General features: G+C 68.5%; 9 protein-coding genes. 6 read left to right on the forward strand and 3 right to left on the reverse strand.

The features are described from left to right. Positions 1–115: 115 nt before the first annotated feature. Positions 116–1,381: an NAD(P)/FAD-dependent oxidoreductase gene (locus tag J2848_RS34425; protein ID WP_149235258.1), complete on the forward strand. Its 1,266-nt coding sequence runs from the start codon at positions 116–118 to the stop codon at positions 1,379–1,381. Here the strand turns inward: J2848_RS34425 and J2848_RS34430 are convergent. Continuing rightward, complete coding sequence (locus J2848_RS34430; protein WP_149235257.1) at positions 1,341–2,108, reverse strand: IclR family transcriptional regulator; 768 nt, start codon at positions 2,106–2,108, stop codon at positions 1,341–1,343. The two genes, J2848_RS34425 and J2848_RS34430, sit on opposite strands and share 41 nt — an antisense overlap. Before the next feature lie 114 nt (positions 2,109–2,222). Here J2848_RS34430 and maiA point away from each other — a divergent pair, with 114 nt between their 5' ends. Beyond that, positions 2,223–2,861 carry a maleylacetoacetate isomerase gene (gene maiA / locus J2848_RS34435; RefSeq protein WP_149235256.1) on the forward strand — a complete coding sequence of 213 codons (639 nt, stop codon included), beginning with the start codon at positions 2,223–2,225 and terminating at the stop codon, positions 2,859–2,861. 29 nt (positions 2,862–2,890) lie between these two features. Next, positions 2,891–3,589 carry a fumarylacetoacetate hydrolase family protein gene (locus tag J2848_RS34440; RefSeq protein ID WP_149235255.1) on the forward strand — a complete coding sequence of 233 codons (699 nt, stop codon included), beginning with the start codon at positions 2,891–2,893 and terminating at the stop codon, positions 3,587–3,589. Positions 3,590–3,629: 40 nt separating this feature from the next. Here J2848_RS34440 and J2848_RS34445 read toward each other — a convergent pair whose 3' ends face one another. Continuing rightward, positions 3,630–4,346, reverse strand: a complete 717-nt coding sequence (locus J2848_RS34445) for a TetR/AcrR family transcriptional regulator (protein ID WP_149235254.1) — start codon at positions 4,344–4,346, stop codon at positions 3,630–3,632. Positions 4,347–4,638: 292 nt separating this feature from the next. Here J2848_RS34445 and J2848_RS34450 point away from each other — a divergent pair, with 292 nt between their 5' ends. Next, positions 4,639–5,844 (forward strand): efflux RND transporter periplasmic adaptor subunit, encoded by a 1,206-nt coding sequence (locus J2848_RS34450; protein WP_149235253.1) that lies wholly within the window; start codon positions 4,639–4,641, stop codon positions 5,842–5,844. Between the two features lie 46 nt (positions 5,845–5,890). Further along, positions 5,891–9,034: an efflux RND transporter permease subunit gene (locus J2848_RS34455; protein WP_149235252.1), complete on the forward strand. Its 3,144-nt coding sequence runs from the start codon at positions 5,891–5,893 to the stop codon at positions 9,032–9,034. A gap of 175 nt (positions 9,035–9,209) precedes the next feature. Here the strand turns inward: J2848_RS34455 and J2848_RS34460 are convergent, their stop codons facing one another. Further along, the gene (locus tag J2848_RS34460; protein ID WP_149235251.1) at positions 9,210–11,957 is read right to left on the reverse strand and encodes an ATP-binding protein; all 2,748 of its coding nucleotides are present in this window, start codon (positions 11,955–11,957) and stop codon (positions 9,210–9,212) included. A 444-nt stretch (positions 11,958–12,401) separates the two neighbouring features. On the opposite strand from J2848_RS34460, the gene J2848_RS34465 reads away from it, so the two are divergent. Then, on the forward strand, positions 12,402–13,400 hold the full coding sequence (locus J2848_RS34465) for an LLM class flavin-dependent oxidoreductase (protein ID WP_149235250.1): 999 nt from the start codon (positions 12,402–12,404) through the stop codon (positions 13,398–13,400). Positions 13,401–13,863 lie beyond the last annotated feature (463 nt).

The following is a 13,863-nucleotide window of genomic DNA, read 5'->3' on the forward strand; positions in this document are numbered from 1 at the left end:
TTGCGCAACACGAACGATGCGTCAAGGGCGAACCATCAGCGACAGCGACAGTTCGTCCACCAAGGACCTCGCCGCTTCCGGAGGCGGGGGCCGCAGCACCAAGGAGGAGTGGGGCATGAGTGCAGGCATGGATGCGGGCGTGGTCATCGTCGGGGCCGGACAGGCCGGCGGACGGGTGGCGCTGCTGCTGGCCCAGCGCGGCTATCCCGGTCCGGTGACGCTGGTGGGCGCGGAAACGCTGCCTCCCTACGAGCGGCCGCCCCTGTCCAAGGAGATGCTGGCCGATCCGCAGCACCCGCTGCCCCTGCTGGTTCCGGCGGAGGAGTATGAGCGGCTGGGGATCGCGCTGCGGCTGGGCCGCCGCGTCATGGCCATCGACCGCGCCCGCCGCCGGGTGATGCTGGACGACGGGCAAAGCCTGCCCTATGGCCGGCTGGTTCTGGCCACCGGCGGACAGCCGCGACAGCTGCCCTTCACGCTGGAGCGCCTGCAGGTGCTGCGCACGGTCGAGGATGTCCGCGCCATCGCGGCGCGGGCGGAACAGGCGGCCAGCGTGCTGGTGATCGGCGGCGGCGTCATCGGGCTGGAGGTGGCGGCGACTCTGCGCAAGCGCGGGCTGGCGGTGACGGTGGTGGAGGTCGGCTCACGCCTGCTCGGCCGCAATTTCCCCGAACCGGTCGCCGCCGCCATCGCCGACCGCCACGCTGCCGAAGGGGTGGCGGTCCGCACCGGAGTGCGGGTCCGCGCGGTGAGCGAGGATGACGCGGGGCTGCACGCCACCCTGTCCGATGGCAGCACGGTCGGCGCCGACTTCGCCGTGGTCGGCATCGGCATCACGCCCGACACGGCGCTGGCCCAGGAATGCGGGCTGGTGACCGACGACGGCGTGGTGGTGGATGCCGACATGCGCTCGTCCGATCCGGACATCCTGGCGGTGGGCGACATGGCGGCGATTCCGGGGCCGGACGGCCGGCCGATGCGCTGCGAGACCTGGCAGAACGCCAACGTCACCGCCGAACGGGCGGTGGCGACCATCCTGGGCGAGGCGATTCCGCCGGGCGAGGCCGGCTGGTTCTGGACCGACCAGTATGACCTGAACGTGCAGCTGACTGGCGATACGATGATCGGCGATTCCGGCCGGCTGGTGGAGCAGCGCGCGACGGTGGCCGGCGGCCGGCTCTACCTGATGCTGGATGGCGGGAGCCGGCTGGTCGGAGCGGCGGCGATCAATGCCGGGCGCGACATGAGCGTCTGCCGCCGGCTGGTCGCCGCCGGGGCCGCACTGCCCGCCGCCCTGCTGGAGTCCGACCGGTTCGACGCGCGGGCGGCCCGCGCGCTGCTCACGCCGTCTCCGGCCAGCGTCCGCCCAGTCGATGCGTGATCTCGCGGCAGGCGTTCAGCAATTGCCCGCGCACCGCCGGATCCTCGTCGGCCTTGAAGGCCTGCGACGCGATGACCGAAACGACGAGGACCAGCTGGCCTTGCAGGTTGAAGACCGGCCCGGCGAGGGCGCGCAGCCCCGGCACCGTGGTGCCGTCGACGCCGGCGACCAGCTCGCGCCGCACCTGCCGGCGGATGGCATCGATGTCGATGGGGCCGTCGGTGCGGTCGCGCACCAGCTCGCGCTGGAGCACGTCCGAGACGAAGGTTTCGTTCTGGAAGGCCAGGAAGACCTTGCCCGTCGCCGACTGGGTCAGCGGCAGGCGCGAGCCGATGGTCAGCGTGGTGTAGATCGGCGGCGAACCGGGATACCAGCGCACGATGGTCGGCCCCAGATCGGCCCAGACCGCAAGCTGAAGCGTGCGGCCGGTGGTTTCCACCAGCTCCTGCGCGATCCGGCTGGCCTGCTCGAACACGTCCAGCCGCGCCATCGCCGCCAGCCCCAGCCGCAGGGCGCCGCTGTGCAGGTCGTAGAGGGTGGTCGCCGGGTCCTGCCGCAGGAAGCCGGTGTTGACGAAGCTGGCAAGGTAGCGGTGGGCCTGGCTGACCGACATCTCGCTGGCCTTGGCGATCTCGGTCAGGCTGCTCGGCCGGCCCAGCCGGACCAGGGCGTCGAGCACGCCCATGCCGATCTCCACCGATTGGATGCCCTTGCGCTTCGTCGTCATGCCGCCCGTCCCGTCCGAAATCCCCGGCCCACCGGAGGGCGGGCACCATAGCGCGGCGGCGTGCGGCGGAACACCCATTCCGGACCAGCAACCAACGATGAGGAGGAGAGCAGCATGAAGGTCTATGATTATTTCCGCTCCTCGGCGGCCTACCGGCTGCGGATCGCCCTCAACCTGAAGGGGCTGACCGCCGAGCGGAGCTTCATCCATCTGCGCCGCAAGGAACAGAGCGCGCCGGACTATCTCGCCGTCAACCCGATGGGGCTGGTGCCGGCGCTGGAGGTCGGCGGCCGGACGCTGACCCAGTCGCTCGCCATCATCGAATATCTCGACGAGACCCACCCCGACCCGGCGCTGCTGCCGCGCGATCCGCTCGACCGCGCCTGGGTGCGCTCGCTGGCGCTGGCCGTCGCCTGCGACATCCATCCCGTCAACAACCTGCGCATCCTGAACCATCTGCGCGATGCGCTGGGCCAGGACGAGGCGGCCCGCAACGGCTGGTACGCCCATTGGGTGGCCGAGGGGTTCCGCGGGCTGGAGGCGATGCTGGCCGGCGACGACCGGGTCGGCCGCTTCTGCTTCGGCGACACGCCGACGATCGCCGACATCTGCCTCGTCCCGCAGGTCTTCAACGCCGGGCGGATGAACTGCCCGCTCGACGCCTATCCCACCATCCGCCGCATCGCCGCGGCTGCCGCGGACCTGCCCGCCTTCCAGGCCGCCGAACCCGGCCGCCAGTCCGACGCCGAATGACCGTCTTCAAAACCGGAGGAAAGCCTGAGATGACCGAGTATGTCTTCGCCCCCGCCGCCATCCCCGCAGCACCGGTCCGCGGCACCGATGCCCGTTTCCCGATCAGCCGCATCTTCTGCGTCGGCCGCAATTACGAGGCCCACGCCCGCGAAATGGGCGTGCAGGTCGACCGTGAAGCGCCCTTCTACTTCACCAAGGCGCCCGGCACCTATGTGCCGAGTGGTGCTGCCGTCGCCTATCCGCCGGCGACCGGGAACTATCATTACGAGATGGAACTGGTCATCGCCATCGGGAAGCCGGCCTTCCGCATCGCCCGGGAGGATGCGCTCAACGTGGTCTACGGCTATGCCTGCGGTCTCGACATGACCCGGCGCGACCTGCAACTCGCCGCCCGCGCCAAGCAGCGGCCCTGGGACATCGGCAAGGATTTCGAGGAGTCCGCCGTCCTGTCGGAGATCGTGCCGGTGGCGGAGTGCGGCCACCCGACCAGCGGCAGGCTGGAACTGCGCGTCAATGGCGAGACGAAGCAGTCCACCGACCTGACCCTGCTGATCTGGTCGGTGCCGGAGCTGATCGCCCACCTGTCCACCCTGTACCATCTGCAGCCGGGCGACCTGATCTACACCGGCACCCCGGAAGGCGTCGGCGCCGTCAAGCCCGGCGACCGCATCGAAGGCTCGATCGCCGCGGTCGGCACCATCGCACTGGCCATCGGCGAACCGGCCTGACCTCGGCAGGGGCCGGAGGACGCCGGCCCCTTCTTCCTCGTCAGGCCGCTTTCGGATCCGGCACGCGGGCGCCGTTCAGGAACAGGTGCACCGCCTGCCGGACATAGCGGTCGAGGTCGGGGATTGGCGGCGCGCTCTGCGGCAGGATCAGGCGACGGACCAGCAGGTTGCCGGTGACCATGCCCAGGAAGGCCTGGGCGGCGGCGGCCGGATCGTCGATGCGCAGATCGCCGCGGTCCGACAGCCGCCGCAGATAGTCGGCCAGGCGGCCGATGGCGTTCTCCGGCCCGATGCGGAAGAAAGCCTCGACGATATCGGGCACGCGGTCGCCCTCCGCGATCAGGATGCGGACGGTGGCGGTCGTCTCCTCGTTCAGCAGCGCCTTGACCAGATGCAGCGCGAAGGCGGTCAGCCCGGCTTCCGGCGTCACCTGTTCGTTGGCTTGGGCGGGGGCGAGGCCGGAGAGGATCATGGCGTTGTCCTCTTCCATGATCGCGCGGAACAGCCCCTCCTTGTCGCCGAAATGCTCGTACAGCGTGGCGCGCGACCCGCCGGCGACGGCGATGATGTCGCTCAGCGTCGTCTTTTCGAACCCCTTCTCGACGAACAGGCGCCGCGCCGCCATCAGGATCGCCTGCCGGCGCGCCATGCCGCGTGGCCCGCAGGTGGCCGGCCCGCAGGTCGGCCCGGCCTCGGGTGCGGTTGCCGGCGCGGTGACCGGCGGGTGGTCGGGATGGGCCTTCCGGCTGCTGGTCATAGATACGCTTTCTTCCGCCCTAGACGGCCGTCCGGCGCGATTCGTGATGAGGACGCAGGGGGTCCCGGTGTGTCCGTGGAGGGTGACTTTCCATGTTCCAGCCCCATATCGGGCAACTGCGGAACCCCCTTGCGCGGTGCAGCATTTCGAATGTATCGTCTGGTACACTGTACTGTATGAGACAGTACTAAGCAACGGGGATGTGCCGGACCGCCTGACCCCGCAGCGTATAGCAGAGCGTGTAGCAGGGAGACGGATCCGCCGACGCGCGGCGCCGAGACGAGGTAAAGAGATGTCCAAATCCAAGCCATTCATGACGCTGGCCGCGGCGGCCTGCCTGATCGCGGTGCTCGCCGGTTGCAACCAGCAGAAGCAGGCGGCCGGCCAGCCCCAGGGAGCCGGCGGCCCGCCGGAGGTCTCCGTCGCCACCATCGAGCCGCAGCGCCTGCCGGTGACCACCGAACTCCCCGGCCGCACCGCCCCCTACCGGGTGGCGGAAATCCGCCCGCAGGTCAGCGGCATCGTGCTGAAGCGCCTGTTCCGCGAGGGCAGCGAGGTCAAGGCCGGCGACCAGCTCTACCAGATCGACCCCGCCACCTACGAGGCGTCGCTGGCGAGCGCCCAGGCCGACGTGCAGAAGGCGGAGGCGAACCTCCAGGCCGCCCGCAACAAGGCGTCGCGCTATGGCGATCTGGTGAAGAACAGCGTGGTCAGCAAGCAGGACTTCGACGACGTCCAGGCCTCGCTGAAGCAGAACGAGGCGCAGCTGGCCTCCGCCAAGGCCGCCTACAACCTCGCCAGCATCAACCTGAACTACACCAAGGTCTTCGCCCCGATCTCCGGCCGCATCGGCAAGTCGGCGGTGACGGAAGGCGCTCTGGTCACCTCCAACCAGGCGACGGCGCTCGCCACCATCCAGCAGTTCGACCCGATCTATGTCGACGTGACGCAGACCGCCTCGCAGCTGATGAAGCTGCGCGAGGACATGGAGAGCGGCCGCATCCGCCCGGCGGAACCCGGCAAGATCCCGGTGACGCTGTTCCTGAACAGCAATGCCAGCGGCGACGACACCGCCTATCCGGCGAAGGGCGAACTGCAATTCGCCGACGTGACGGTGGATTCCGGCACCAGCTCGGTCCAGCTGCGCGCGGTCTTCCCCAATCCGAACAAGCAGCTGCTGCCCGGCCTGTTCGTCCGCGCCCGCGTCGAGCAGGGGGTGGCCGAGAACGCCATCACCGTGCCGCAGGCCGCGGTCGCCCGCTCGCCCGACGGCTCCGCCCGCGTCTGGGTCGTGGGTGCCGACAACAAGGCGACCCCGCGCACCATCAAGACCGAACGCCCGGTCGGCAATGTCTGGCTGGTGTCGGACGGTCTGGCTCCCGGCGAGCGCGTGGTGGTCGAAGGCCTGCAGAAGGTCAAGCCGGGTGCCGAGGTGAAGCCGGTGCCGGCCCAGAACGCTCTCGCCGCGTTGCCTGAAAAGGCCGCCTCGGCCCGCTGATCCCAGGTACCGCCCGCCCAGGTACCGCCCGTAGGATACCGCTCCCATGTCCAGATTCTTCATCGACCGGCCGGTCTTCGCCTGGGTCATCGCCATCGTCATCATGATGGCGGGTGCCCTGGCGATCCTGCGGCTGCCCGTCGAGCAATATCCGAAGATCGCACCGCCGACGGTGTCGATCACCGCCAGCTATCCCGGCGCCTCGGCCAAGACGCTGGAGGACACGGTCACACAGGTCATCGAACAGAAGATGACCGGGCTCGACCATTTCCGCTACATGTCCTCCAACAGCGACTCCTCCGGCAACGTCACCATCACCCTGACCTTCGAGCCGGAGGCCAACCCCGACATCGCCCAGGTCCAGGTCCAGAACAAGCTGCAGCTGGCCACGCCTTTGCTGCCGCAGGAGGTCCAGCAGCGCGGCATCCAGGTGTCGAAGGCCGGCAACGACTTCCTGCTGGTGGTCGGCTTCGTATCCAGCGACGGGCGCCTCAGCCAGGGCGACATCGCCGATTACGTCACCTCCAACCTCCAGGACACGCTGAGCCGCGTCGAAGGCGTCGGTGACATCACCGTCTTCGGGCCGCAGCATGCCATGCGCATCTGGCTCGATCCCGACGCGCTGAACAACTTCGCGCTGACCACCACCGACGTCTCCAACGCGATCAAGACCCAGAACGCCCAGGTCTCCGCCGGCCAGCTCGGCGGCGCCCCGGCGGTCCAGGGCCAGCAGATCAACGCCACCATCACCGCCCAGTCGCGGCTGCAGACGCCGGGGCAGTTCGGCGCCATCCTGCTGCGCGTGAACCCCGACGGATCCCAGGTGCGGCTGCGCGACGTGGCGCGGATCGAGATCGGGTCCGAGACCTACGAGATCAACGCCGCCTACAACGGCAAGCCGGCGGCCGGCGTCGGCATCAAGCTGGCGACCGGTGCCAACGCGCTGAACACCGCCGCCGCGGTCAAGGCGCGGGTGGCGGAACTCCAGCCCTTCTTCCCGGCCGGCATCGAGGTCATCTACCCCTACGACTCGACGCCCTTCGTCCAGCTGTCGATCCACGAGGTCATCAAGACGCTGTTCGAGGCGATCGTCCTCGTCTTCGTCGTGATGTATCTGTTCCTCCAGAACTTCCGCGCGACGCTGATCCCGACCATCGCGGTTCCGGTGGTGCTGCTCGGCACCTTCGGCGTGATGTCGGCCTTCGGCTTCTCCATCAACGTGCTGACGATGTTCGGCATGGTGCTGGCCATCGGCCTGCTGGTCGACGATGCCATCGTCGTCGTCGAGAATGTCGAGCGCGTGATGGGCGAGGAGGGGCTTCCCCCGCGCGAGGCGACGCGCAAGTCGATGGACCAGATCACCGGCGCGCTGGTCGGCATCGCGCTGGTGCTGTCGGCGGTGTTCGTGCCGATGGCCTTCTTCGGCGGGTCGGCCGGCGCCATCTACCGCCAGTTCTCGCTGACCATCGTGTCGGCGATGGCGCTGTCGGTGCTGGTCGCCCTGATCCTGACCCCGGCGCTCTGCGCCACCATCCTGAAGCCGGTCGCGGCCGGTCATGGCCACGCGAAGCGTGGCTTCTTCGGCCTGTTCAACCGCGGCTTCGATTCCGGCAGCCGGGTCTATGTCCGCGGCGTGCGCGGGGCGGTGAACCGGCTGGGCCGCTTCTTCATCGCCTATGCGCTGATCCTGGGGGGCTTGGGCTACCTGTTCGTCCAGATGCCGTCCTCCTTCCTGCCGACGGAGGACCGCGGCCAGCTGTTCGTGCTGTGGTCGGCCCCGCCGAACGCCAGTTCCCAGCGCACCGCCGAGACCGCCAGGGCCGTGACCGCCTACATGCTGGAAAAGGAGAAGGACAGCGTCGAGGGTCTGTTCACCATCGTCGGCTTCAACTTCTCCGGCCGCGGCCAGAATGCCGGCATGGCCTTCGTCCGGCTGAAGGACTGGAGCGAGCGCCCCCTGCCGTCGCAGAAGCCGCAGGCCATCGCCGGCCGGGTGATGGGGGCGATGTCGAAGCTGAAGGACGCGGTGGTCTTCGCCTTCCTGCCGCCGTCGGTTCCCGGCCTCGGCAACGCCACCGGTTTCGACCTCCAGCTGGTCGACCGCGCCGGGCTCGGCCATGACCGGCTGATGCAGGCGCGCAACCAGCTGCTGGCGGCGGCGGCGCAGAACCCCAAGCTGGTCGGCGTCCGCCCCAACGGGCTGGAGGACACGCCGCAGTTCAAGCTGGATGTCGATCGCGAGAAGGCGAGTGCGCTCGGCCTGTCGCTCAGCGACATCAACACGACGCTGTCGGTGGCCTGGGGCTCGTCCTACGTCAACGACTTCATCGACCAGGGCCGGGTGAAGAAGGTCTATCTCCAGGCCGACGCGCCCTACCGCATGCAGCCCAGCGACATCGACCGCTGGTATGTGCGCAATGCCGGCAACCAGATGGTCCCCTTCTCCGCCTTCACCACGGCGCAGTGGATCTACGGCTCGCCGAAGCTGGAGCGCTACAACGGTTCCTCCTCGCTGAATATCCAGGGATCGGCCGCACCGGGCATCAGCTCGGGCGAGGCGATGACCGAGATGGAGGCGATGATGCAGAAGCTGCCGCCGGGCATCGGCTACGAGTGGACCGGCCTGTCCTACGAGGAGCGGCTCAGCGGGTCGCAGGCGCCGGCGCTCTACGCCCTGTCGATGATCATCGTCTTCCTGTGTCTGGCCGCACTCTATGAAAGCTGGTCGGTGCCGGTGTCGGTGATCCTGGTGGTGCCGCTGGGCGTCATCGGCGCCGTCATTGCCGCGACGCTGCGCGGCCTGCCGAGCGACGTCTATTTCCAGGTCGGGCTGCTGACCACCATCGGCCTGTCGGCGAAGAACGCCATCCTGATCGTGGAGTTCGCCAAATCGCTCTACGACCAGGGCATGGAGCTGAAGGAAGCGGCGGCGGAGGCCTGCCGCCAGCGTCTTCGTCCCATCATCATGACCTCGATGGCCTTCATCCTCGGCGTGCTGCCGCTGGCGATCAGCACCGGTGCCGGGTCGGAGAGCCAGAACGCCATCGGCGTCGGCGTGATGGGCGGCATGATCTCCGCCACCGTGCTGGCGATCCTGTTCGTGCCGGTGTTCTTCGTCGCCGTCTACCGCCTGTTCGTCCGCCGCCGCCCCGGCCACGGCGCCATGCCGCAGCCGGCGGCGGGGGATTGAGGTGCCAGTCTCCCCCTGAAAGAATCCCCCTCTCCCCCCGGGGAGAGGGTCGGGGTGAGGGGGATGCATGGCGCGGATCTCTTCGGCGTTGCCGAACCCCCTCATTCTAACCTTCTCCCCGCTTTCGGCGGATCTTCGATCCGCCTGTCGCGTCAGCGCAAACTTCGTTTGCGCGTTAGCGGGGGGGAGAAGGGATCTCCATCCCCACCGGCCTCGCTTCCGTCAGCAGTGTGTCCAGAACCTCGACCAGATGGTCGATGCGATACGGCTTCGGCAGCACCATCACGCCGGTGGCTCGGGCGACCTCCTCGCTGTAGCCGGTCGCCAGCACGACGGGCAGGTCCGGCCTCAGCTTCTGCGCCGTGCGGGCGAGATCGACGCCGCTCATGCTGCCGGGCATCACCACGTCGCTGAACAGCAGGTCGAAGCCACCGGCTTCCAGCAGGGGCATCGCCTCGTCGGCCGTCCCGGCGCGGGTGATGGTGAAGCCGGCATCCTCCAGTGCCGTCGCCACCGTCAGCGCCACGATGGGGTCGTCCTCCACCACCAGCACATGGCCGCCGACGCGGCTGGCGCCGGCCTCCGCCACCGCCGGTTCCACCGAGGCCGCCGGGGCGGCGGTGCCGGACCGGCGGATCAGCATGCCGATGGTGGTGCCGCGCCCTTCCTCGCTCTCGATCCAGGCGGTGCCGCCGGAATGGCGGGCGAAGCCGTAGACCTGCGACAGCCCCAGTCCGCTGCCCTTGCCGATCTCCTTGGTGGTGAAGAAGGGATCGAAGGCACGCGCCCGCACCTCGGCCGCCATGCCGGTGCCGGTGTCGCTCACCGTCAGCCGCACGAACTCACCCGACAGCCCCTCCGGTTCGCCCTGCGTCAGGGTCACGTTGGCCGCCCGGATCGTCAGCACGCCACCCTCCGGCATCGCATCGCGCGCATTGACCACGAGGTTCAGCAGGGCCAGCTCCAACTGCGTCGCATCGACCTCCACCGGCCACAGCCCGGTGGCGAAGTCCACCTCCAGCCGGATGTCGGCGCGCAGAGCCCGGTTGAGCAGTTCCGACGTGCCGAGGATCCGGTCGCGCAGATCGACCGTCTCCGGCCGCAGGGCCTGCCGGCGGGCAAAAGCCATCAGTTGCTGCACCAGCTTGGCACCGCGGTCGACCGCCTGACGCCCGGCGTCGACCAGCGGCTGGATGCGCGTCCCCTCCGCCCGCTTCTCGATCATGTGCAGGCAGCCGGACAGCGCCTGGAGCAGGTTGTTGAAGTCGTGGGCGACGCCGCCGGTCATCTGCCCCAGCGCCTCGGTCTTCTGCGTCTGCAACAGGGCGACCTGGACCCGCTCGCGCTCCGCCACCTCTTCGGCGACACGGGCCTCCAGCGTGGCGTTGAGCTGATGCAGTTCCTCCTCCGCCCGCTTGGCCTCGGTGACGTCGCTGCCCTCCACGAACAGGCCGCTGACCCGCCCGTTCTCATCCTTGATCGGCTGGTAGACGAAGGTGAGGAAGCGCTCCTCCAGCGGCCCGCCCGGCCGGCGCTGGAAACTGATGGGCATGTTGCGCCCGACGAAGGTCTCGCCGCTGGCATAGACGCGGTCGAGCAGCTCGAAGAAGCCCTGGCCTTCCACCTCCGGCAGAGCCTCGCGCGCCGGGCGGTCCACCAGATCCTGGCGGCCGACCAGCTGCATGTAGGTGTCGTTCGCCAGTTCGAAGACATGGTCCGGCCCGCGCAGCACGCACATGAAGCCAGGCGCTTGCCGGAACAGGGCGCGCAGCCGCTCCCCTTCCGCCGCCAGCCGGGCGTTGGCCGCCTCCACCGCGGCGCGTTCGCGCATCAGCGCCTTGTTGGCCGCCCGCAGCGCCGCTTCGGCGAGCGCCCGCTCCACCGCCGCCCAGGTCCGCTCCGCCACATCCTCCGCCAGGGCGGCATCGGTGTCGGTCCAGTGGCGCGCCTTGGCCTCGTGCAGATAGAGGATCGCCGTCAGCTGCCCCGCCTTCAGCAGAGGCACGACCAGCAGCGACTGCGCCCCGATGCCGGTGAAGGCCGCCGCCGGTCCATTGCCACTCGTGCGTGGGTCGCTGGCGACATCGTCGACACGCAGCGTGTAACCCGCCCGCAGCTCCGCGATCAGTGCCGGACCGAAGCTGTCGAGCAGCCGGGACTGGCCGGCGAGGCTCTCCACCCCGCTGTCGCACCAGTCGCGCTCGACCGAGATCAGGCTGCCGGTCGGATCGGTGCGGCCATAGCCGGCCCGCCCCACCCCCAGATGGCGGCCGATCGCCTCGGCGGCGGCGGCGGTGATGCCGACCGGGTCGTTCAGCCCGCGCAGCTTTTCCGCCAGATCGAGCTGGAAGGTCAGCCGCCGTTCGGCCAGCACCCGGGCGGTGTTCTCGGTGCAGGCGCAGAACATGCCGGCGACATGGTCGGTCTCGTCGCGGACCGGGCTGTAGGAGAAGGTGAAATAGGTCTCCTCCCGGTAACCGTGCCGCTCCATGAACAGCAGCCGGTCCTCGTGGTAGGTCGCCTCGCCGGCGAGCGCCCGCGCCACCAGCGGAACCAGATCGTCCCAGATGTCGGCCCATACCTCGGCGAAGGGGCGGCCCAGCGCCTCCGGCTTGTCGCCCAGGATGGGACGGTAGCTGTCGTTGTAGAGGAAGGTCAGCTCCGGTCCCCAAACCGCGAACATGGGAAAGCTGGAGGTCAGCATCAGGTTGACGATGGTGCGCAGCGACTGCGGCCAGTCTTCCGGCCGGCCGAGCGGGGTCACCGACCAGTCCATCTCCCGCATCCGCCGGCCCATCTCCCCGCCGCCGGTGAAGACGTCCGGACCGGTGCGGACACCATTCCCCATGCCGTCGGGCGCGCGGTCGGGAGCAGCGGATTGCCGCAGTTTTGCGGCATCCAGCCAGACCGGATCGGTCATCATGCCACCGAGACCGTGGCCTTGATGCTACGGCGGCAATGAACGTTCATTAGAGAAAACATAAAATTTCCCGGGTAGATCATGGCGAAAGAATAGGCAATCGCAAGATGGGTGGCAATCAGCGCCCTCTAGCCATTTGGGAGTAGTGTCCTCGTATCTTTCTGCGGATGCGACCTTTGCATCTCTGCCGATTTTGTCGAGATCATCGCAGCCGGTAGCGGTTTCTTATCCTGACCGGGGGATTGTCGGGCAACCGTTCACCCTTCGCCGTTTTTTCGGAGCGTGCTCGCGGGTCCGTTCGATCCATTCGCCATTTCGGCTTCATCAATTTGACGTCCGTCGCACGCAAGGCAGCCGCGCAGGTCCCGGCGTGGAACCGGCGCGGCGGCGACCATACCTTGAATGGCAACCGATGGCCGCCAGCCGGCCCCCACTATGGACCGTGCCATGATTCCCTTTTCCGTTCTCGATCTCAGCCCGATCGTCCAGGGGGCGACCGCCGCCGACAGTTTCCGCAACACCCTCGACCTCGCCCGCCATGCGGAGCGCCTGGGGTACAAGCGCTATTGGCTGGCCGAGCATCACAACATGCCGGGCATTGCCAGTGCGGCCACCGCCGTGGTGATCGCCCATGTCGCCGCCGGCACCTCGACCATTCGCGTCGGCTCGGGCGGGGTGATGCTGCCCAACCACGCGCCGCTGGTGGTGGCGGAGCAGTTCGGCACGCTGGCCTCGCTCTACCCCGGCCGCATCGACCTCGGTCTCGGCCGGGCGCCGGGAACCGACATGATGACGGCCCGCGCGCTGCGCCGCGACATGACCGACAGCGGCGACCGCTTCCCGCAGGATGTCGTCGAGTTGCAGATGTATTTCGAGGAGCCGGAGCCGAACCAGCGCATCCGCGCCGTGCCGGGCGCCGGGCTGAAGGTGCCCCTGTGGCTGCTGGGCTCCAGCCTGTTCAGTGCGCAGCTGGCGGCGATGCTGGGGCTGCCCTTCGCCTTCGCCTCGCACTTCGCCCCCGACATGCTGATGGAGGCGCTGGCGATCTACCGTGCCCGCTTCGAGCCGTCGGCGACGCTCGACAAGCCGCACGCCATGGTCGCCGCCAATCTGTTCGCCGCCGATACGGAGGCCGAGGCCCGGCGTATCTTCTCCTCCGCCCAGCAGCAGTTCGCCAACCTGCGCCGCGGCACCCCCGGTAAGCTGCCGCCGCCGGTGGACGACATCGAGGCGTGGTGGAGCAGCCCGGCCGAAAAGATGATGGTGGATCGCGCGCTCGGCACCATGGCTGCGGTGGGTACGCCGGATCAGGTGGCGGTCAGGCTGTCGGAGATCATCCGTGCCACCCAGGCCGACGAGCTGATCCTGGCCGGCCAGATCTACGACCACGCTGCCCGCCTGCGCTCCTTTCAGATCGGGGCGGAGGTGCGTGAGCGGATCGGCTGAGTGGATCGGGTGGCGACCGGGCCTGGATGAAAATCGCGAGGGGGCCGAAAAAAGCGCTTGCGCGGCATCGGCCGCCGGCCTATACACCGCCTCCCGCGACGCAGCACGGTCTGACAAGGCAGTGACGCTTCAAGGGAAACAGCGGTCCAAGCAAGTAACTGCCGAGCGCCTCGAAAAAAAGAGGTTGACAGCGAAAGTAAAGATCACTAAATAAGCCGAACACGACGCGGTGATCCAGAGCGGATCGGCGCTGAAATGTTCGGAAGCGACGCGTCTCGGCGTTGCGGGTTCATTGACAAGTTAATACCGTGTTGTGAGAAGGGATGCGCAGGCGGCGGCAGTTGGTAGCCGTTGCGGCCTTGTGGTGTTGGTTTCCTGAAGGGGATCGGCGCAATGAGGATCGTCTGTGCATCTTTTGAGCAGAGAAACTGTGAACAGTATCGACGTATCAGGAGATCGTTAA

Origin of the sequence: Azospirillum lipoferum (assembly GCF_024170005.1) — a bacterium.
In the GTDB taxonomy this organism is placed as follows: domain Bacteria; phylum Pseudomonadota; class Alphaproteobacteria; order Azospirillales; family Azospirillaceae; genus Azospirillum; species Azospirillum lipoferum.